The following is a 21,412-nucleotide window of genomic DNA, read 5'->3' on the forward strand; positions in this document are numbered from 1 at the left end:
TGAACGGAACGTGCAGTGTTATTACAGCAACAGAACAAATAGAATAAACAGGACGAAAGGAACTACATATGTCAACGAATACATTCGACGAAAACATATTATCTGTATTGCAAAATAAAATTGAAAAAATAAACACAAAAACAGGTGCAATTTACATCGTAGGCCCTATTAAGCTTCCTGTTCACTTAGATGATGATACAGCAGAATTTCACTGGTATTGTTGGTTGAATTGTGAGGAAGTCACAGAAGATTACGGGAGAATCATTGAAAAGTTGTCTTCATCCAATTTGGCTGAGCAACAACAGTCTAGTGTGTTGGTATACGGTGATTTTACCGATGCAGAGGAAGCGATCATACGAATGCATTCCATTTGCCATACAGGAGATATATTTGGAAGTAAGCGTTGTGATTGTGGTTACCAGTTAAAGAAGTCGTTGAAAACCATTGTCGAAGAAGGCACTGGTGCGCTATTTTATTTGGCTAATCACGAAGGCAGAGGGATAGGGTTATTTAGCAAAGCGATGGCATACATTCTTCAAGAACATGAATATGATACGGTGGACGCTAATCAAAGTCTTGGTTTTGTGGATGATGCAAGAAATTATGATGATGCTATACAAGTGCTCAAGCATTTGAGAACAAAACCGGTGACTTTAATGACAAACAATCCTAAGAAATTAAATGCATTACAAAGTGCTGGCTTAAAAGTGTCAGAGCGAAGACCGCTATGGGGAGATGTGTCTGTTTTCAATGAAAATTATTTAAAAACAAAAATTAAACGTTCAGGTCACTTAGCTGAAGAAACTCCATCTGATTCAATTTAATTTACATCGGTTTAATTTTACTTTTCTATTTTGCACCAGTATAATGTAATTAACTGGAACGGATGAGTAAAATAGTACTAGAGTATCATACTGCACATCTTGCTCAGTCATCGGTCTTCCAAATATACAAAAGGAGAGATTCGAAGTGAATGAAGTTAGTATAGATATTTATTCAAAATCGTATCAACAAAATCCTTACCCTACATTAACTGACCTTAGAAAGCACGATCCGGTTCATTCTTTTACAGTACAAAGAGGAGAATACAAGCAGGAAAGTTGGCTCATCAGCAGATATAAAGATGTTTCAGCACTGTTTGCCGATTTACGATTATCGAAAGAACCTACCAAATTAATGACAGAAGAAGAAATAAAACAAAGAGCCTATGGTGAAGAATCAGGGTATGTGATGAATAACATGCTTTCCACCGATCCTCCAGATCACAAACGCCTCCGCATGCTTGTCCATAAAGTATTTACTCCTAGTATGATTGAAAACTTAAGAGGAAGAATTACGGAAATTACCAATGAGTTATTAGATGAAATGGAAAAGAAAGAACAATGCGATTTAATTAACGATTTTGCCTTTCCACTTCCGATTACAGTGATATCTGAAATGATGGGAATTCCTGCAGAAGATAGAGAACGTTTTCGTGTATGGTCAGAAAATGCTTCCAATGATGAGTTTGATAGTAAAGAAGAGTTCGAGAATTGGCAAGAATATATTAGAGATTTTTTAGATTACATGAAGAAACTAGTAAAAATAAGATCAGAAAATCCGCAAGATGATATTATAAGTCATTTAGTTCAAGCAGAAGAAGACGGAGATAAACTTAGCGAAGAGGAATTATACTCTACTTTATTTTTATTAGTGGTTGCAGGTCATGAAACGACTGTCAATTTAATAGGGAATGGGATGTTTGCCCTGTTTCAACATCCTGAGCAATTAACTAAATTGAAAAATAATCAAGATCTCATGCCAACAGCCATCGAGGAAATGTTGCGTTATACGAACCCCGTTGAGTTTGCAACGTTTCGAATGGCGTTGGAAGACATCGATTTGCATGACAAGCAAATCAAAAAAGGGGATTACATCTATTTAAGTATTGCTGGTGCGAATCGTGATCCTGAATTTTTTGAGAATGCGGATGTTTTTGATATTACAAGGGAAAATAACAAACATCTTGCTTTTGGCTATGGTATTCACTTTTGCTTAGGTGCACCTTTGGCTCGGTTAGAGGCAGATATTGCGCTTAGAGCGCTATTAAATAGATTTCCTAATCTTGCGCTAGCAGTAGAAGAGAAAGATATTAGATGGAGAAACTCTGAAATTTTTAGAGGTATTACATCTTTACCTGTGCAGAAGTAATGATGTAACCTGAAAATAATGATAGATTAAACTAAATGAAAGATAAATATATAAGGCTATACATCATAATGATTTGTTATGGTTATAGCCTTTTTTACTTTTTTTATTCTTTGTATGAAAGTAGCAGGAGGTGGATGATCATTTACTTTTAAAAGTGCGTTTTGCAGGACTACTTGTCCCTTGTCTAATTTTTCAGGACTTGTCCAACTGTCTAGCTCTAAAGTTTTTCATCTGGTCTCGGTACCAAATCAAAAATATGATGCGATTCAAATTGTTGAATGACTTGTAATAACCAATCGTAATATTTTAATGCTTCATGCAGCTTACTTATATCATTTTCAGCAGTATGTTTTACTTCTTCATCTATGTCAGGTTGTGTAATGAGAACTTCTAGATCATGTAATGACTTTTTAATGGACTGAATGTTCATCGTTACGGCACTTTTCCATTTGATGGAGAAAAAGTCGATAAAACTCTGATACCAATCTTCCTGTACCGCATAGTGATCTTTCCGTGTACCTTTCATCCATTTCTTATCAATCATTTTTAAATCCATTAAAGTTCGTACAGATGTGCTCATGCTCGTTTTGCTCATACCTAGTTGTTCTTTCATCTCGTCTAACGTCATAGGATGATCTTCGAAAAACATTAAGCCATATAATCTGGCAATGGACGAAGTGACACCGTATAGGTGCATATTTTTCGCCATGGATTCAACGACACGCTCTCGTGCCACTAACAATTTATCGCTTCCATTACCTTCCAATTCGTTCACTTCCTGCTTTTATTTTATTGATTTTAAATTTTAACAATGATTTTAAATTGATTTTAACAATAGATTACTCATTTATATTTGTTTTGTAAAGTAAGGATTATGAAGCATATGGTTTTATTTGAGAGGATTTATAAGCATCAACAGTTACAGTTTGTACAGTTTAAACTGTACAAAATGAATCGACAAAATACGCTGTCTTTTACTTTTTGAATAATACACCTCATTTTCCTTATAATATAACTATTGCATTTATTAATGGATGGGTGAGTGAACTACATTGGGCTCAGAGACAATAGTCAGAGTGAAGAATTTAACAAAAGTGTTCGGTAAAAACAAAAAAAAGGCATTGACGATGCTCAGTAGCGGCAAGTCAAAGCAAGAAATACTGAAGGAAACGGGCGCTACCGTCGGAGTGAATTTAGCTAATTTCGATGTAAAACAGGGTGAAATATTTGTCATTATGGGGTTGTCGGGTAGTGGAAAATCTACCCTTATTCGACTGCTTAACAGATTAATTGAACCTTCAAGCGGTGAAATATACATAGGAGAACAAGATTTAACACTCATGAACAGAGTGAAGCTGCTAGAAACACGCAGAAAAAAAATGAGCATGGTATTTCAGAAGTTTGCACTTTTCCCGCATCGTACGGTATTGCAAAATACGGAGTATGGCTTGGAAATTCAAGGAATGAGCAAGAAACAACGGCAAGAAAAAGCGATTGCCTCTCTGGAACTAGTTGGCTTGAAAGGTTACGAAAATCAATACCCTTCCCAATTAAGTGGGGGGATGCAGCAGCGTGTTGGACTTGCACGCGCGTTAGCGAATGATCCTGATATTTTGCTTATGGATGAAGCATTTAGTGCATTAGATCCGCTCATTCGTAAAGACATGCAAGATGAGCTGTTAAGTCTACAATCTTCCATGAACAAGACGATTATTTTTATTACACATGATTTAGACGAAGCGTTGCGTATTGGTGATCGCATTGCATTAATGAAAGATGGAAAAATTGTACAGATTGGAACACCTGAAGAAATACTAATGAATCCAGCAAATCGTTACGTAGAAAAATTCGTAGAAGATGTGGATTTATCTAAGGTTTTGACGGTAGAACATGTCATGAAGTCACCGGAAACGGTCCTGATTGATAAAGGTCCTCGTGTGGCATTGCAGCTCATGAAGGATAAACGTATTTCTTCTATTTTTGCTGTGGATAAAAATAAAACATTGCTCGGTATTATTACAGCAGATGACGCTTTGAAAGCAATAGAAAAAAAGCAGTCACTAGAAGATATTATAGAGAAAGAAGAGCTATCTACAGTAACGAAAGAAACGCTTTTAACGAACGTGTTTGAAGTCATTTCAACGACGCATCATCCAGTAGCGGTAGTGAATGAAAAACATAAATTGTTAGGCGTTGTCATTAAAGGTGCAGTGTTAGGTGGACTAGCTGGCAGCGATGAGCATATTAATATGGATGATGGTGGTGGCGAATGATGAATATACCGAAGTTGCCCTTAGGAGATTGGATCGATACATTTATAGATTTTCTTGTAAATCAGTTTGAACGTTCTTTTGAAGAAATAGCAGAGGGTCTTGAATACATCGTAGAATATATGGTGGACAGTTTACTTACTGGACCGAACTTTATTTTCATTTTAGCTGCTACCGTGATTGCATGGTCTGTTGGACGTTGGAAATTCGGACTACCTGCTTTCTTTTTATCTATTTTGTTAGAAGTATTTATTTTGGATGCGCCCATTACCGTGTTGATTTTATCTTTTACTGCCTTAGCATGGTGGTCAGGTAAATGGAAATTTGGTTTGTTTACACTCATTGGATTGCTTCTCATTCTGAATTTAGGATATTGGGAAGAAATGATTGAAACCTTATCGCTAGTGATCGCGTCTGTCATCATAACGGTGGCGGTGGGCATACCGGTTGGGATTTTGGCTTCACAAAGCGAGAAAATTCGCCGTATTGTGACACCGGTTCTCGATTTTATGCAGACGATGCCAGCTTTCGTTTATTTATTACCGGCTATATTTTTCTTTAACATTGGTGTCGTTCCAGGTATCATTGCTTCGGTTATTTTTGCCATGCCACCGGCGATTCGTTTAACGATTTTAGGTATTAGGCAAGTGTCAGGCGAGCTGATTGAAGCAACACAAGCTTTTGGTTCAACCACAACACAAAAGTTGCTCAAAGTACAGTTGCCACTTGCAATGCCGTCTATTATGGCTGGTATTAACCAAAGTATTATGCTATCTTTATCCATGGTCGTTATCGCATCCATGGTAGGAGCACCAGGATTAGGTGCGGAAGTGTACCGTGCTGTAACACAGCTTCAAATTGGTGCAGGTTTTGAAGCTGGAATTAGTATTGTTGTCATTGCGATCATTCTAGATCGATTGACACAAAACATTGGTAGTAAAAATAGAGGGGGAAATTTGTAATGTTTAAAAAGTTTTTAACAATGGGTTTAACATTGACTTTAGCTGTAGGGGTTGCTGCATGCGGCAGTGGAGAAGAAACAAATGAAGATGCTACAGTTGGGGAAAGGTTAGATTATGAAATCATCGGAATCGATCCAGGTGCTGGTCTAATGAAAGCAACAGCGCAAGTACTGGAAGATTATGAATTAACAGATTGGGAGCTTGTAGAAGGTTCTGGCGCAGCAATGACGGCAGCATTAAAAAAAGCATACAATAATGAAGAGCCGATTGTTGTAACGGGCTGGACACCACACTGGATGTTCTCTAAATTTGACTTGAAATACTTAGAAGATCCTAAAGGAATTTATGGTGAAGATGAATCCATTCACACTTTAGTACGCAACGGATTGAAAGAAGATCTTCCAGGTGTTCATCAAGTGTTAGATCAATTTAACTGGACTTCGGATGATATGGGAGAAGTCATGGTCATGAATGAAGATGGTATGTCATCAGAAGAATCTGCAGCACAATGGGTGGCAGATCATGCTGACATGGTAGCGGAGTGGACCGATGGTGCGGCAAAAGGGAACGGAGAAGAAGTCACGATCGCTTTCGTTGCATGGGCTAGTGAAATCGCAAGTACACATGTCATCGGACAAGTACTGATGGATCACGGATACGATGTAACCTTGCGTCAAGTGGAAGTAGGACCAATGTTTGCGGGTGTTGCGGATGGAAGTGTCGATGCACTTGTTGCTGCATGGTTACCGATCACGCATGCAGACCACTATAGTACCTTTGAAGGCGATTTTGAAGACTTAGGCGCTAACTTAGTAGGAACAAAAGTTGGTTTAGTTGTACCGAGCTATATGGACATTGATTCCATTGAAGATTTAAAATCAGAATAACGTAAGACAAATACAATCCCCGCCTACAATACTAGGTGGGGATTTTTCATATCTAATACATTCAATACCCTAATACATTCAATGTATCCAATGCAGTATTTACTTTATCCATACTCATTACAACGTATTGATTACAACGTACTAATCACCAAAGTGTATACAAGTTGTTTTTTTGATTTTACGAATTACCAAGTTTTACAGTTTACAGCGCTTCTCTAATGACCCTTTTATAATATAGCACAGACAGGAAAGCGAAAATGGAATACAAAGCGGTGTAGATAACCATAACCAACATCATCGGTGTCCAAAGTTCTGCGCCAAAGAAAAACCAGCCAGATTTTACAGCAAAATAACTATGGGAAAGGCCGACAAGCAGCGGTATGCCGAAATTAAAGATCTGCTTGCGAATGACCCCTTTCAATAAATTACTTTGGGTAAATCCAATTTTGCGTAAAATCGTGTAATTAGGCTGCTCATCTTCTGCTTCATCCATCTGTTTAAAATATAAGATACAACCGGAAGTAATGAGAAAAGTCAATCCTAAAAATCCAACGACAAACATGATAAGCCCAAAAATTTTTTGATTTTCTTTTTTAATGTGCAGTTGGGATTCAGCATATTCAGATGTGAAGTTTTGTTCTGCAAACAATGCATGAGCCTGTTCTAGCTGTTTTTTGTTAACCACGTCTAAGCCAATATAGATAGAAGATGGCTGTTCTATTTCTCGATCTAGATCCTTTTTCAACTGTTGGAACATTTTGTCATCGACAATAGCTGTCGGTCGTGCGCTCCCTCCCGTATAATAGTGAGAGAGATAATAGTTTTTCTCAATTCCCGTATAACCTAACTCCACGGTGTTGTTTTTGCCTTTTAGTGTCACGATACCTGATGATTTAAACGGAAATACACTTTGCAACGATTTGTTATACCCCGATATAATCAGTTCGCCTTCATCTACATCCATACGCTCTAAGTCTGTGTCACTAATGACAGGAGTCCTAACATACCCATCATTGTTGGCGAAGATATTGTCTTGACTTAAAATGTCGTTCATGTTGAAAGCGACTTGAATGACCTCAAATATGGTTTCCTCATACGTGATGTTACTGGAGTCCAAAGCTTGTTTTAACTGATTCGCATCTTCTTCACTAATGAATGCAAAATCGTTCGGAACAGTATTTTTTGCAACTTCCTCTATAGAATAAAATGTAATATAGCTTAACGATAACAAACCAATCGCTAACGCAGATATAGTGGTAATAATGGTTAGTAAAAGGCTGTTTGATTTCATGCGAAACATAAGTGGAGATAAAGACGTCACATCTTGGATTGACAATAGGCCTTGCTTACGTTTGCGAATAAGATGAAATACAAAACTCACTGTCCCTTTGTAAAATAAGTACGTTCCGACAATGACAGAAGACAGTATCAAAATCATCATGAAAAACAATCCATTGGATGTCATATATTCTGCACTGAACAGTTCCGTGGATAAATAATAACCAAGTAGAATAAGTCCAATGCCTAAAAGCCCTATTAACATTTCCAACCAAGTGAGTCGTTTTCCTTTTGTTTCACTTGTCGTATTTACATGAAATAAGTTCAAAATGGTTCGTCTTTGTATAAACAAATAATTTAGCCCCATCATGAGTAAATAAATGATGGTAAACACGATGGTAGTTTGGATGAAAGCCTCGGAAGAAAAGCGAAGGTTCACCGTAGTTTCTACCCCAGTGATCTTAAACAAAATCATCAAAATGACTTTGGAAACGGAGAAGCCGAGAAACATACCCATAGCGAAGGAGCTAAAATAAAGGATGAAATTTTCTGCACTTAATATGCGAAATACGTTGTTTTTCGTCATTCCAATGAGCTGCAAAAGTCCAATTTCTTTACTGCGCCGTTTCATAAATAAGCGGTTGGCGTACAATAAAAAAACAGTCACAATGAGAATTAAAATAACAGACCCTGCTTTTATTCCTGCCTCCCCTTTTATCGAACCTTTCGTTGCATCTAAGGCAGGATCATATTGCAAGGTGACAAAAGAAAAGTAAAGGGCAACACTAAACGTGAGTGCAAACACATAAAGGTAGTAATTTTTTACATTCTTTTTTAAGTTTTTGAGGATGAGCTTACTGATCTTCATCTTGCACCCCACCTAAAACAGCCTGTGTACTCATAATATCTTGGAAGAAGTCCTTTCTAGACTGCTCTCCTTTATGCAACTGAGTATATATTTGCCCGTCTTTGATGAAGATGACTCGGTCACCATAACTTGCGGCAACGGCATGATGTGTCACCATCACAATTGTGGCTTCGTACTGTTGGTTGAGTTCTTTTAATTTATCCAGTAAATCGGAAGCGGACTTGGAATCGAGCGCACCAGTAGGCTCATCTGCAAAAATAATACTTGGTTGATGGATAAATGCACGAGCGGCGGATGTACGCTGTTTTTGTCCACCTGAAATTTCGTTCGGGTACTTATTTTGCACATCTTCAATCCCTAACGTCTTCGCCAAAGCACGAAAGCGTTGCTCGGCCCCTTTTCTAGAAATATTCATGACCGATAAAGGCAGTAATATATTTTCTTTTACGGTTAACGTGTCGAGCAAATTGTACTCTTGAAAAATAAACCCTAATTGATGTTTACGAAACTCGGCAAGCTGCTTCTCTTTCATTTTCGTCATTTCTGTGCCATCAATCAAAATCGATCCGTCATTCACTTTGTCGATGGAGGAAAGTACGTTGAGCAATGTCGTTTTACCGGATCCCGAAGCCCCCATAATCGAGACGAATTCCCCTTTTTTAACGGATACATCCAATCCTTTTAAAACCTCTTGTTTGTTCCATTTATTACCGTAACTTTTATGTAGTTTTGTTGCTTGTAGTATGAACATGGTTGTCATGACTCCTTTCGTTTGCCCTGTGTTTACTGCTTTCAACAAGGATTATGTTCATTATAATAAGGGGATGTTTTGTTTTCCTTCGATTTACCTAACAAATAAAAAAAGCAGGTGACATTTTTGTCACTTGCTGCTGATGATCGTAAATTCATTTCGTTTCGGAAAGGTCAAAATCACCGTCGTGCCATCATTCACTTTAGATCTCATCTCGATCTTTATATGTAATGAATCGGCAGCTTGCTTTGCCAAGTATAGTCCCATCCCTGTGGCCTGATGGTTTTGATGCTCCGTTGTGGATGTGAAGCCTCTATCGAATATGCGAGGCATGTCCTTGGCATCAATGCCTTGCCCTTTGTCGGTGATAGTTAATATGACGTGTGCTTCATATATGTCACTTTCAATCATAATATCTTCTTGCTCACTATATTTTACAGCATTAGTAATAAGCTGACGCAGAATAAAAGCAAGCCATTTCCCATCACTAATCACGTCGTTATGCTTCAAATTTAATTCAAATCCGATCTTTTTTTGTATGCACCACGATTGCAGAAACTTGATTTCCTGATGCATGATGTCACGCAGTTGAACGGTTTCGATGTACAGATCATTTTCAATAAAAGAAATTCGCTTCTGATGCAGCTGTTGATCAAGCAAAAAGTGAACTCTAAACCATTCATACGTAAATTGATGCTTTAACTGCTTATCTTCTATGCGATCAATCAGTAAATGCAGAGACGTAAGCGGGGTCTTCACCTCGTGCACCCACGACAACAACTCATCTTGTTCCTGTTCCATCACTTCACGTTGCTTGGATATCTGCGCTTTGGACTGCTCATGCTGCGCTTCTAGCTTTTCTACTATGATGTGTTCAAATGGACGCTGCGGATGGAGGCCATCAAGTGGGTTAGCATATTCCCCATCCCTAAGTTGTTTGTAAAATGATGTTTCACTGTAATAACGAAAAACAATAAACAAAGTCAAAAACACAGTGACTAAAAAGACGATGTACAAATACGATTGGAATGGAATCGACGGATCGATATAAGCAATAAATAAGATGACAGTATGAGTGAAAACAACAAATGCAATCCAGCTTTTCCGTTCCCAGATGTAAGATTTAATCATATGTATTTTCCTCTTCTGTTAACAAGTATCCTTGTCCCACTTTGGTTTCAATAAAGTCACCTAGACCCAACTGTTCCAACCGTTTTCGTAAGCGATTGACATTGACCGTTAACGTATTGTCGCTAATAAAGCGGTCATCATTCCACAAGTGATTCATCAGCGTCTCTCTGCTCACAATGTTGTTTTTATGCTGTATTAATATTTTTAAAATAAAAAGTTCGTTTTTCGTTAATTCAATAGATCCAACATCATTGATGACAATGTGTTTTTCAAAGTCAATTTTTGCTCCTCTCCACGTTCTCAGCGCAACATCTTCCGCATTGTAGTTGTAAGTGCGGCGTAATATAGCCTGAATTTTAGCGATGAGCACATCAAAATGAAAAGGCTTCTGCAAATAGTCATCAGCCCCTAACTGCATGGACATCACCATATCCATCGGATGATCTCGGGAAGATAGGAAAATAATCGGTACTTTTGAATGACTGCGAATCATTCTGCACCAGTGAAACCCGTCATATTTAGGCAGTTGAATATCAATAATCACCAGCTCTGGGTTGATGTTGCTGAATTCCTCTAAGACTTTTTCAAAATCAGTAATACCGTGTACTTTATAATCCCACTGTGTTAAGCGATCTTTCATTTCTGAAAATAAAGAGGCGTCATCCTCAATTAAAAGTAATGTAAACATGCACAATCACCATTCTCAAAATTTATTTGTTTATTTTACCATAATGTACAAGGGCGGTAATCATCCAAATTTGAAAAAGGGGGATACAAACCGTGCCATGCATGTACAAATCCACATATAGTGAAATGGAAGATTAAATATGACTATTACAGTAGGTGGTGCTTCCCTTGTGCGAGCAGTAAATCGAAAAAACACCAAAAAAAATAAAAACGTAAGCGGTGCAATCAACGTTAAGCGTGGCAAAAAAGTGAATGCTGGAAAGCAATATGTCCTTGGAGACAAAGCAAATAAAAGCAAAAAGATAAATGCAAAACAAATAAATGCAAAAAAAATAAATGCAAAAAAAATCAAAGCAAAAAGAAAAGTTAAGATCATAAAAAAAATAAACCCAAGAAATAAATGGATGCATTATCGATTGTTCCAGTCTAATCAACGTCTAAGCGCTCATCTTCCTCATACCGTGTTGATGACATCCAAAACGTTACATTCCATGTTAATGAAATACAGGATGGTATATATCAAACCAACTGTCGGCGCCTTTGGAAAAGGTGTGATGAAAGTAGAATATATCAAAGACATTAATGGTTTACCATTCCGGTATCAAGTGGAAGAAGCGGTATATTATTTTACATCCTTTTCAGACCTTATGACATCCATTCGAAAACATACGATCAAAAAACCGTACATTATTCAGCGAGGGGTAGAACTCATAAACTATCAATCACGACCAGTAGATTTGCGTATTATGCTGCAAAAAGAAGACGGACAGTATAACGTGGTGGGCATTGCTTGCCGTGTGGCGCATCCAGATAAAATTATTACGAATGCTAGTGGTGGTGGGGAAGTGATACCGGTACAACGATTGTTAACTTCATCTCGCATTAGCAAAGGGCTTATTACGATTTATAAAATGCAGGAAGTTGCATTGCTAGCTTCCAAAGTCTTAAAAAATAAATTTCCTCAAATCAAAGAATTCGGTGTAGATATAGGATTAGATAAGACGATGAAACCGTGGATTATTGAAATCAATACTCGTCCACTGATTCGAATTTTTGAAAAGCTAGGTGATCGAGACATACTAGATCGGATACAAAGAAATCGAAATCAATAAATGGAGTGAAGGGGGTGAAGTGATGAAACCGAGAAGAGATAAAATGAAAATAACGTCTATTTTGCTACACAATGATGCTGTTAGTCCCTTTATACCTGAGACGGTGGAGATGAATCGGATGGAACTAATACGAATGTTGAATGATTATAAGATGGTGTATCTCAAACCGAATCGCGGAGTCAAAGGAAAAGGCATTATGAAAGTAGCCAAATTACCTAACACAAAACGCATGCCATTTTTATATAAATATAATCAACTACGCAAAACGACAGTAAGGAGATTCCCCACTTTCCCAGCTATGTTTAAAGTGATTCACCACCATGCAATAAACAAAAGATACCTCATACAACAAGGCATACCATTATTACGATATAACAATAAAATTACAGATCTAAGAATTATGGTGCAAAAAAATCTAGTAGACACATGGGAGATTACAGGGATAATGGTGAAGGTTGCGGTTCCGAACCGAATTGTAACACACAGCTTTTACGGTGCGAAACTAATCACATTAAAACAATTACTACAACCTCATACGTACGATAACAACGCGGCGTGGATTAGAGAGCAGATTCGGGATATAACATATAACATTGCTCAGGAAGTAGAGGTACATTACCCAAGTTACCGTGATTTAGGTATTGATTTAGGCATAGACACTTCCCTTCAACCATGGATTTTAGAAGTGAACTTTCGATCCCCTGATCTCTCTATCTTTAGAAAATTCAATAAGAAAATGTATCGTAAAATGGTTTTATATAGACGCAAAAACCTAAGATTAATCTCCAGCAGAACTTTCCAAGATGAAATAAATAATCCTGAGAATGTAACATGATGAGAGTGTAACGTAATGAAAAAGTAGGATGAACAGATAAGTACAACAAACATAAGTATAGGAGGGAGAGCTTATATGTATAGAACGATGTTAACAGCAAAAATTCATAATGCAACCGTAACAGAAGCCAATTTAAACTATATCGGTAGCATCACGATAGATGAACATATATTAGATCAAGTAGGAATTCTAGTAAATGAGAAAGTGCAAGTAGTCAATGTGAACAATGGAGCTAGATTAGAAACGTATGTGATTAAGGGAGAGAGAAAGTCTGGTGCTATGTGCTTGAACGGTGCTGCTGCAAGACTTGTACAGCCTGGTGATAAAATTATTATTATGGCTTACGCACAGATGTGTGATGAATTAGCTCGTGCCTATCGCCCTAAAATCGCTATTATGAATGAAGATAATACCGTGCAGGTGATGCTGCCTCATGAACCACATTCCAGCACGACCGAAGATATCAAGTCATCCTCATAGAAGATATAAAAATGAACAGTGGGCTGTTAATGTTTTTTCTATTTTATCCTTAGTAGTCTAAGTCAACAGCCCATGATCTCTATTGCTCATTCTTTTTATTTATATTTTTTTCACTTTTAATTGAAGCTTTTTTCTTCACCTGTTTTGAAGAAGGTGATGGACGGTTATGGATGAAAGATTGTTTAAATTCTTCATAGTCATTCCAAAACTTATGTCTAAACTCATTTAATTCTTGTTTGATTTCTTGTTTCAATTTTTGGGTATCCTTCATGGCATCTTCATACATACTTTTAATTTGCCCATACTCTGTTTTTGTAACATGCGTGTTACTTTTATTTTGGGATATGGAATGAGTATTTCGTAACTGTCTCTTTAAGTTTTTCATTTGTTCCTTTTGGTGCTGCATCTTTAACTTCATCTCTTCTTTTTTACGACGGAACTCCATTTTTAAATTATTCTTTTCATGACGCTCATCATTTTCTTCCGTTGCTGTTGGTGTTACACTGGCATTGTCATCGATAGAAGTAGTAAATGAATCCTCTGTACTATCTGTAGTGGTAGTAGATACCATGATGTTCTCTTTTTTATTTTCTTTTATGCTCTCTTTTTTGTTTTTTCTCTTTGTTCTTGGCTTTGTATTTGTCTTTTCTTTCTCAACAATATGTTTATCTTCTTCTTTGTTGGTCATAGGACTTTCATCTGCATCTGCATTATTGTACTTTACTGTTACTACTTTCAAGTCTTCGTCTAATGGTTGTTCTGTTAGTACATTTTTTTCAGCGTCTTCTGTTTTTTTCTTATCTTTTTCTACTATATCTTTTTCTTTCGTGTGCTGCATTCCCAATTCGTTTACACCCTCATCTAAGGGTTGTTTTTCTTCTATGACATCCGTGTCGGCTGTTTCCATGTTATCCTTGTCACCCTCATCTTGTACTTCTAGTACTTCGGCAAATTCATCTACAAGTTCTTCTTCTTCGATGTCATCATGCTTTGCTTTTTCTAATATTTCTTTTTGTGTTATTTCTTTTTCTTTGTTCTCTTCATCACTGTTTTGAACTTCAACTACTGCTTCAAGTACTTCAGGAGATTTACTTATACGTTGTTCTTCTTTCCTTTTGTGATTCTCACCTGTTTCTTCTGTTTTCTCCATATGATTTGGCGTATGCTCTTCTTTACTGTCTTTATCTTCTACTCCATTTGAATCCTCACCTAGCTGCTGTTTGTTTGTTACCTTATCTTTTGCTGCTTTGTACGTTCTTTTTTTCGCAATGGGAGGGGATTCATTTTTTGTTCGGTTACTATTTGAATGATGGGGTGTTTCATCTAGATCTGAAGCTACATATGTATCGGAAGTTTGATCATGTACAGCTGTACTTTTATTTGGTGAGGGAGTCGTTTTTTTCTTTCTTCGCATGTGGTTCACCTCTTTATAATCCATTCATAATAAATGTATACGCAAAAAATCCAATGTGATACTACATTTATCTTTTTTCATTCTCCAACATAATAGATACGTATCTATATCTACGTTTTTATGTATGTATACCTATCATTTTAAAATCAATTACATGCCTAGAACTCCTCTGTACTTCATTCATATGATAGAGTAGCAAATAACTATTCAGCGAGAAGGGATGTATATGTCCTACAGAAAGAGATATCGTTATTTTGAGAATGAAAAATCTCCAAAGCGAAGGAAATTGTCATCAAAGTCGTTTAAAAGGAAAAATCATAGTAATAAACTCATTAAAGCGAAGCAAAAGGCCAAAGGAGATGTAAATCAGGATCAAATTTTAAAGCATCGGCAGAAATTAGCTCAAGCACAAGGGGATCAAGATCAGAAACAATCACAAGGAGATCAAGGGCAGTCACAAGCACAAGGACACGAACAAGATTTGTCACAATCTCAAGGTGGGCAAACACAAGATCAGTTGCAAGGACATCAAGGCGGTTTGACACAAGGCCAAGGTGGCTTGACGCAAGATCAGATGCAAGGACATCAAGGCGGTTTAACGCAAGGCCAAGGTGGCTTAACGCAAGATCAGATGCAAGGGCACTCTGGTGGGTTGACACAAGGCCAAGGTGGCTTAACGCAAGATCAGATGCAAGGGCACTCTGGTGGTTTGACACAAGGTCAAGGTGGCTTGACGCAAGACCAGATGCAAGGGCACTCTGGTGGGTTGACACAAGGCCAAGGTGGCTTGACGCAAGATCAGATGCAAGGACATCAAGGCGGTTTAACGCAAGGCCAAGGTGGCTTAACGCAAGATCAGATGCAAGGGCACTCTGGTGGGTTGACACAAGGCCAAGGTGGCTTAACGCAAGATCAAATGCAAGGACACTCTGGTGGATTGACACAAGGTCAAGGTGGCTTAACGCAAGACCAGATGCAAGGACATCAAGGCGGTTTAACACAAGGCCAAGGTGGCTTAACGCAAGATCAGATGCAAGGACACTCTGGTGGGTTGACACAAGGCCAAGGTGGCTTGACGCAAGATCAGATGCAAGGACACTCTGGTGGATTGACACAAGGTCAAGGTGGCTTAACGCAAGATCAGATGCAAGGACACTCTGGCGGTTTAACACAAGGCCAAGGTGGCTTAACGCAAGATCAGTCTCAAGGCCATACAGGAGGCTTGACGCAAGCGCAAGGTGGACTGACGCAGGATCAGTCTCAAGGCCATACAGGAGGCTTGACGCAAGCGCAAGGTGGACTGACGCAGGATCAGTCTCAAGGCCATACAGGAGGCTTGACGCAAGCGCAAGGTGGACTGACGCAAGATCAGATGCAAGGTCACTCTGGTGGGTTGACACAAGGCCAAGGTGGACTGACGCAGGATCAAATGCAGGGCCATACAGGAGATTTGACGCAAGCGCAAGGTGGACAGTCGCAAGACCAGATGCAAGGTCACTCTGGTGCGATGCAAAGTCAGGGCGGTCTTACACAGGAGCTCGGTCAAGGTCATACTGCTGGCCAGTTACAAGGTGGCGTCGCACAAGGTCAAGGTCACTCCGCTGACCAAAGTCAAGGTGGTTTCACACTAAATCAAGGTCACTCCGCTGACCAAAGTCAAGGCGGTTTCACACTCGGTCAAGGCCATTCCGCAGATCAAAGTCAAGGTGGTTTAACACAAGGTCAAGGTCACTCGGGTGAACAAATGCAAGGTGGTTTCACACTTGAGCAAAGTCAAGGCGGTTTCACACTCGGTCAAGGCCACTCTGCTGATCAAGTGCAAGGCGGACTAACATTAGGACCGCAAATACAACAACAACGTCATGGCCCTCAGACAAACGGAGATCAAACGCTGGATGGGAATTCTGTATCTGCTCCCGTCACTATCGATGGCGTTACAGTCGATGTGAAATGTAAGCCTGTCATATTTCCTTTTAAAAAAAAGAAAAAAAAGAAAAAGAATAAAAGAGATAGAAGAGTAGAAGTAGAATGCTGTGCTGAACAATTAGGTGCTTTTTTAATGGAAGTACAGTCACTTCAAAGCTCCATCATTGCGCCAGCAGATAAAGTTATCGACATTTATTTATCAAAAGTTTCCTCCTTAACGAATCCAACTCCCGATCAAAAAATTATTGCAGTAAATAACGCAGCCACCGTACAGTATAATGATGCGGATCAAGCCACCATTGAACCGAATACAACGACACAAATATGTGATGTGGCTGGGATTATGGCTACCGATACGGGAACATCTCCTAATATATTTGAACTGTTATTACAATTAGCGAACACCACCTCCACCACAACCACGAAAGATAATAACCTTCCATTCTGTTCTTGCTCTAAATGTGCAAATGGTATAGGGGAAGGCTTGCAAAACGCTGCGAACGCTGGATCTTCTGTGACGTTATCCATAAGTGGACTCAGCACTCCTATCATGGATGTATTCGTATTGAAAGTAGAAGATTGTCTAGCATATTTTGTAGATGATCTAACGACACCTACGGAAATTTATATCTTTACACTATGTGCGATTACAGCTTTCACCGTTGGTTTGTAGTTATCATTTCTACTGGTTTTTCTTCTTTTTTAGATGGACTCATATGGAATATATCTTCTAAATACGTATTAAGGAACATTCCATCGTGGTCCATTTCCTCTCTCATTTTTAAAAAGGATGACAGCATCGAATATTTTTGTTGCAGCGACTTCCCTTTTAACGTATGCATTTTCCCCCAATGTGGTCTACCATCATATTCAAGAAAAATATTTTCGATTTCTTTAAAATAAGAGGCATAGGGCATCCCTCTAAACATATGGACAGCGATATAGGCGGAATCTCTCTTATACGATGGACTGAGCCATATATCATCTGCTTTCACATATCTACATTCAATAGGAAAATGAACTGCAATCTTTTTCGCTTCAATCGTTCTTTTAATCAACGTGATGACGACTTCCATATGTTCAGCAGGGATGCAGTATTCCATCTCATGAAATTTGACTAGACGTTTGCTAGCAAATATTCGAAAGTTTTGATGAACTTTCTTCGTTGATGGGATAACAGATGCAGATAAGCGGCTGATGGGTTTACAAAGGGAAGGCAGCATACGACAGGCCATGGATAAGACATAGAATAGCCCATTTTCGATGAAGGTTTCATTGAAGGTATGGATTACACTTTGCTTTGTTGTTGGTGCATTCGTTGGTTGTAAACACTTGATTTGTGTTGTATCACTATAAGGAAAACAGTAAAATTCGAAATGGCGAAAGGAAGATTTGTAATGTGCTAGTTTTTCCATACAAGTAGAAAAAGGAATGCGTTTACTTTCATATTGTAATTTGTAAGACGGGATAACTTTTATTTTCACTTTGACTATAATACCTAGCATCCCAAGGGATAATTGTAACGCCTTGAATAGATGCGCATTTTCATTTTGACTACTGGTGATGACATTACCATCTGCTGTGACTACTGTAACTTCAAGCACTTGTGTGCTCAGGTTTCCTAGCGTTGCACCTGTACCGTGTGTGCCTGTAGTTATTGCCCCTGCAATGGATTGTGCATTAATATCGCCTAGGTTTTCTTGTGCGACCCCGTGTTTATGTAATAGTTCTCCCAGCTTCTTCAGTTTTGTTCCAGCCCACACCGTAGCAGAGCCTTCCTCATGATTGATTTCTTCAATCCCTTGCATTTCATCAAGTGAAACCATCACTTCACGACTACAAGCAAGTGGAGTAAAAGAATGCCCAGAACCTACAACTCTAATTTTTTTCCTCTCTTTTTTACACCGTTGTACAATAGATACAACTTCTTCTACGGAAGTAGGATAAAATATTTGTTCAACATGCTGCTGTATGTTTCGTGCCCAGTTAGAAAACCTTTTGTTTTTTTTCGATACTATATAAAGCATTTTCCATCTCCCCTATACGTAGTATGAGTACCCTGTATAGCGCCATTTTCAACTATATACAGTTCGTTAAATCGTTCACACAATTCTCCTGCTTTGCTGTGGCGCATAAATATAGGATCGCCAATCTCAAGGCGAACTTCTGGACTGGAGCGAAAGGAGATAGGGGTCTGTACTTCTCCTGCACCTTCCATCGTTAATAATTGACCTCCTGCTGGTAAGTAGGGAAGGGGAAGCTTATCTTTCCCACTTTGCCCAGATGCAACGTATCCACCGCCGAGACACGTATACATATGCTCGCTTGGTTTTCTGACAATTTCTATGGCATAGAGTGCGGCAGGGCGTAGGTTCAGTGCTCTGTATGGGTCAAACAAACTAGGGGCGAAGAAGGCCGAACCTACCGTGATTTCCGTAATGACATCTTCAGTACTAGTCCAGTGGATGCTTCCCGTTCCTCCTCCATTGACGATGGGCAGGTGTATGCCCCGTTCATGTAATGACTGTACGATTTCCTGACGTCTATGTTTGACTTGTTGATAAGACTTTTTTTTCAGCAACGTAATCAACGTGTTTTTCCACTTTTGCCGTGCTGTATCATCTGGTAGTCCTGCAATTTGCGCTTCATACCCCATAATGCCTTGAAGTGTCGTATATGGTGATGATTGAATATGTTCAGCTAGTTCAATGATCTCATCTGTGTGTCTAAGCGGGGAGCGATGGACACCAAAGTGCAGTAAACCATGAAAAAATACACTCGACATATCGATATCGATACATAAGGGAACGATGCAGTCGTGTTCTTTTGCCACTTGCTCTATGTATTGTATATGCGCTAAACAATCAACCATAAGTATGATTTGTTTTTGTTGTTGAAGTTGTTTGATGATATAAGTAATATGGATGGGATTAGTGATAGGGTATGCGATTAGAATATCGTCGAAGCCTTGCTCACATAGAAATACGGCTTCTTCTGGACTGTAGCACATGATACCTTGAAATTGATCACTAGCATTAAAAATCTTTTTGAGTATCGATAGACAACGAATCGATTTACTAGCAATGCGTATTTTTTTTCCGTGATTGAGGTCTAATATATGTTGCATGTTTTGCTGTAGTTGGTTCATATCACAGAAAGCATAAGGCATCGGAATATGCTGAAAAATTTCTTTGTAATAACTGTAATCGTAGCTCAATATAACATCACTCCTTATGTAAAAATTGTATGCGCTATGTTCACGTTATATGGTGCAGATCCATGATATATGAATGTTGTATCCAAGTTATCGTTTCATTTGAATTGTCTTGTATCACTTGCTATATTTATAATATAGAATGAAGAAATAATGAGATATAAGTTTACGCCTCAGTGGCCAGGCGTAAAGATTCTAACAATGAGATTTCTCCATTCTATGATTACCGGTAATAAGTTAATGAACCAGTTCATTCAACTTAATATAGAATGAAGAAATAATGAGATATAAGTTTACGCAGTAAAATATGATTTCTAAATAGAAAGGGTGATACGTGATGATTGTCATTACGAATACGATTAAAGTGAAAGAGGGATATGGGGAGCAGTTAATAGAGCGCTTCCAACAACCTCGCGAAGTACAGAAAATGGAAGGTTTTTTAGGTATGGAATTGTTGCAAACAGAAGATACGGAAGGATATCATGAATTCGTAGTAAGAACGAAATGGGTAAGTCAGTCTGCACATGATGAATGGGTGAAAAGTGATGCGTTCAAGCGCTCTCATTCTAAAGGTGGACCTGCGGATTATATGATCGATTTTAAAATTCAGAAGTATCAAGTGGTAGTTGAGCACGAAGCAGAATAAATAGAGATACTCTCCACTTAGGATTGTCATGCTAGAGTTGGTGAATGGTAAAAGCAAAACATAGGATGGAGCCACGGCCACGAATATTTACTTCATGTCCCCCCATGTAAGTGGGGGAGAAGTGTCCTATGTTCTGCTGCATCGCTTAGACAATCTTTATAAAATTTGTGTCACTGCAAGCAACTGTATATCATCTACTATAACAGGCACGTTGTTCTGTTCTTCATGTAACGGAATGTTATTAATATTGAGTACGGCTTGTGTAGTATGAAGTGGGGCAGGACTTGCAACCGCATATAAATTTTTGTATGCATTCATTAAACCAAGCGGTAGTTGATTTTTTGCAATAAATTGATTAAAGCCCCACGCTAGTAAGTTGTTATTTACATCTAAGTAATATAGATTGAAAATAAGTCCTGGGGTACTGCCTGGCGTATCCATCATCGCTGTGGCGGAAAAAGTTAAAGAAGCTGTTGCTCCTGCTTCCCATGGCATCACTTGTGTTAAGAATGCATTACTAACACCATCAAACATCGCGCTAAATGCTCCTGTAAGATGGATGGAGGATTCGACTTGCACGTTCTGGGATGTCCAATTCTCCAACGTGCCGTTTTCGAAGTTTCCGTTACTTATCATATCGACTTGTTGAATCGTCATCGTCACATGTCTCCTTTTCTAGCATACTCTCTATTAGTATATGCTGTTGCAAAAGAATGGTTTGTACGCTAATCTAGTATCATGATGTAATATGTAAAAGAACA

General features: G+C 38.5%; 19 protein-coding genes. 10 read left to right on the forward strand and 9 right to left on the reverse strand.

Annotation, left to right across the window (positions count from 1 at the left end; genetic code table 11):
* Positions 1–68 precede the first annotated feature (68 nt).
* Entirely contained in the window at positions 69–824 is a 756-nt protein-coding gene (locus tag D1Z92_RS01015) for a GTP cyclohydrolase II (RefSeq protein WP_128893779.1), read from the forward strand.
* A gap of 145 nt (positions 825–969) precedes the next feature.
* Entirely contained in the window at positions 970–2,190 is a 1,221-nt protein-coding gene (locus D1Z92_RS01020) for a cytochrome P450 family protein (protein WP_128893780.1), read from the forward strand.
* A 217-nt stretch (positions 2,191–2,407) separates the two neighbouring features.
* On the opposite strand, the gene D1Z92_RS01025 is transcribed toward D1Z92_RS01020, so the two are convergent.
* On the reverse strand, positions 2,408–2,965 hold the full coding sequence (locus D1Z92_RS01025; RefSeq protein WP_306438797.1) for a GbsR/MarR family transcriptional regulator: 558 nt from the start codon (positions 2,963–2,965) through the stop codon (positions 2,408–2,410).
* A gap of 352 nt (positions 2,966–3,317) precedes the next feature.
* Here D1Z92_RS01025 and D1Z92_RS01030 point away from each other — a divergent pair, with 352 nt between their 5' ends.
* The 3 genes from D1Z92_RS01030 to D1Z92_RS01040 are packed head-to-tail and all read left to right on the forward strand — an operon-like array spanning position 3,318 to position 6,309.
* Complete coding sequence (locus D1Z92_RS01030; protein WP_128893873.1) at positions 3,318–4,463, forward strand: quaternary amine ABC transporter ATP-binding protein; 1,146 nt, start codon at positions 3,318–3,320, stop codon at positions 4,461–4,463.
* Entirely contained in the window at positions 4,460–5,422 is a 963-nt protein-coding gene (locus tag D1Z92_RS01035) for an ABC transporter permease (protein ID WP_306438798.1), read from the forward strand. The genes D1Z92_RS01030 and D1Z92_RS01035 overlap by 4 nt, the downstream gene beginning before the upstream one ends.
* A complete protein-coding gene (locus D1Z92_RS01040; protein ID WP_128893781.1) occupies positions 5,422–6,309 on the forward strand; it encodes a glycine betaine ABC transporter substrate-binding protein in 888 nt (295 codons plus the stop codon). The genes D1Z92_RS01035 and D1Z92_RS01040 overlap by 1 nt, the downstream gene beginning before the upstream one ends.
* Before the next feature lie 202 nt (positions 6,310–6,511).
* Here the strand turns inward: D1Z92_RS01040 and D1Z92_RS01045 are convergent, their stop codons facing one another.
* From D1Z92_RS01045 to D1Z92_RS01060, 4 genes are all read right to left on the reverse strand, one after another.
* Positions 6,512–8,455 (reverse strand): FtsX-like permease family protein, encoded by a 1,944-nt coding sequence (locus tag D1Z92_RS01045; protein ID WP_128893782.1) that lies wholly within the window; start codon positions 8,453–8,455, stop codon positions 6,512–6,514.
* Positions 8,442–9,206, reverse strand: a complete 765-nt coding sequence (locus D1Z92_RS01050; RefSeq protein ID WP_128893783.1) for an ABC transporter ATP-binding protein — start codon at positions 9,204–9,206, stop codon at positions 8,442–8,444. The genes D1Z92_RS01045 and D1Z92_RS01050 overlap by 14 nt, the downstream gene beginning before the upstream one ends.
* A 129-nt stretch (positions 9,207–9,335) precedes the next feature.
* Positions 9,336–10,337, reverse strand: a complete 1,002-nt coding sequence (locus tag D1Z92_RS01055) for a sensor histidine kinase (protein ID WP_128893784.1) — start codon at positions 10,335–10,337, stop codon at positions 9,336–9,338.
* The gene (locus D1Z92_RS01060; RefSeq protein WP_128893785.1) at positions 10,330–11,025 is read right to left on the reverse strand and encodes a response regulator transcription factor; all 696 of its coding nucleotides are present in this window, start codon (positions 11,023–11,025) and stop codon (positions 10,330–10,332) included. The genes D1Z92_RS01055 and D1Z92_RS01060 overlap by 8 nt, the downstream gene beginning before the upstream one ends.
* A gap of 139 nt (positions 11,026–11,164) precedes the next feature.
* Between D1Z92_RS01060 and D1Z92_RS01065 the strand changes: the two genes are divergently transcribed.
* The 3 genes from D1Z92_RS01065 (at position 11,165) to panD (ending at position 13,451) form a co-directional block, all read left to right on the forward strand.
* Positions 11,165–12,136, forward strand: a complete 972-nt coding sequence (locus tag D1Z92_RS01065; protein WP_128893786.1) for a YheC/YheD family protein — start codon at positions 11,165–11,167, stop codon at positions 12,134–12,136.
* 22 nt (positions 12,137–12,158) lie between these two features.
* Positions 12,159–12,971 carry a YheC/YheD family protein gene (locus tag D1Z92_RS01070; RefSeq protein WP_128893787.1) on the forward strand — a complete coding sequence of 271 codons (813 nt, stop codon included), beginning with the start codon at positions 12,159–12,161 and terminating at the stop codon, positions 12,969–12,971.
* 75 nt (positions 12,972–13,046) lie between these two features.
* Positions 13,047–13,451, forward strand: coding sequence for an aspartate 1-decarboxylase (gene panD / locus D1Z92_RS01075; protein WP_128893788.1), 405 nt, complete (start codon positions 13,047–13,049; stop codon positions 13,449–13,451).
* 79 nt (positions 13,452–13,530) lie between these two features.
* Here panD and D1Z92_RS01080 read toward each other — a convergent pair whose 3' ends face one another.
* Positions 13,531–14,865, reverse strand: coding sequence for a hypothetical protein (locus D1Z92_RS01080; RefSeq protein WP_128893789.1), 1,335 nt, complete (start codon positions 14,863–14,865; stop codon positions 13,531–13,533).
* A 226-nt stretch (positions 14,866–15,091) separates the two neighbouring features.
* Between D1Z92_RS01080 and D1Z92_RS01085 the strand changes: the two genes are divergently transcribed.
* Positions 15,092–17,464, forward strand: coding sequence for a hypothetical protein (locus D1Z92_RS01085; protein WP_128893790.1), 2,373 nt, complete (start codon positions 15,092–15,094; stop codon positions 17,462–17,464).
* Here D1Z92_RS01085 and D1Z92_RS01090 read toward each other — a convergent pair.
* Together D1Z92_RS01090 and D1Z92_RS01095 are read right to left on the reverse strand one after the other, a co-directional pair.
* Positions 17,448–18,809 (reverse strand): D-arabinono-1,4-lactone oxidase, encoded by a 1,362-nt coding sequence (locus D1Z92_RS01090; protein ID WP_206099697.1) that lies wholly within the window; start codon positions 18,807–18,809, stop codon positions 17,448–17,450. The genes D1Z92_RS01085 and D1Z92_RS01090 overlap by 17 nt on opposite strands.
* Positions 18,806–20,008, reverse strand: a complete 1,203-nt coding sequence (locus tag D1Z92_RS01095) for an amino acid deaminase/aldolase (protein WP_306438799.1) — start codon at positions 20,006–20,008, stop codon at positions 18,806–18,808. Before D1Z92_RS01095 ends, D1Z92_RS01090 begins: the two co-directional genes overlap by 4 nt.
* A gap of 334 nt (positions 20,009–20,342) precedes the next feature.
* Between D1Z92_RS01095 and D1Z92_RS01100 the strand changes: the two genes are divergently transcribed.
* Positions 20,343–20,651 carry an antibiotic biosynthesis monooxygenase gene (locus D1Z92_RS01100; RefSeq protein WP_128893792.1) on the forward strand — a complete coding sequence of 103 codons (309 nt, stop codon included), beginning with the start codon at positions 20,343–20,345 and terminating at the stop codon, positions 20,649–20,651.
* 156 nt (positions 20,652–20,807) lie between these two features.
* On the opposite strand, the gene D1Z92_RS01105 is transcribed toward D1Z92_RS01100, so the two are convergent.
* Positions 20,808–21,308: an NTTRR-F1 domain gene (locus D1Z92_RS01105; protein ID WP_128893793.1), complete on the reverse strand. Its 501-nt coding sequence runs from the start codon at positions 21,306–21,308 to the stop codon at positions 20,808–20,810.
* Positions 21,309–21,412: the final 104 nt, after the last annotated feature.

Source organism: Longirhabdus pacifica (assembly GCF_004115085.1).
In the GTDB taxonomy this organism is placed as follows: Bacteria; Bacillota; Bacilli; order Paenibacillales; family DSM-105158; genus Longirhabdus; species Longirhabdus pacifica.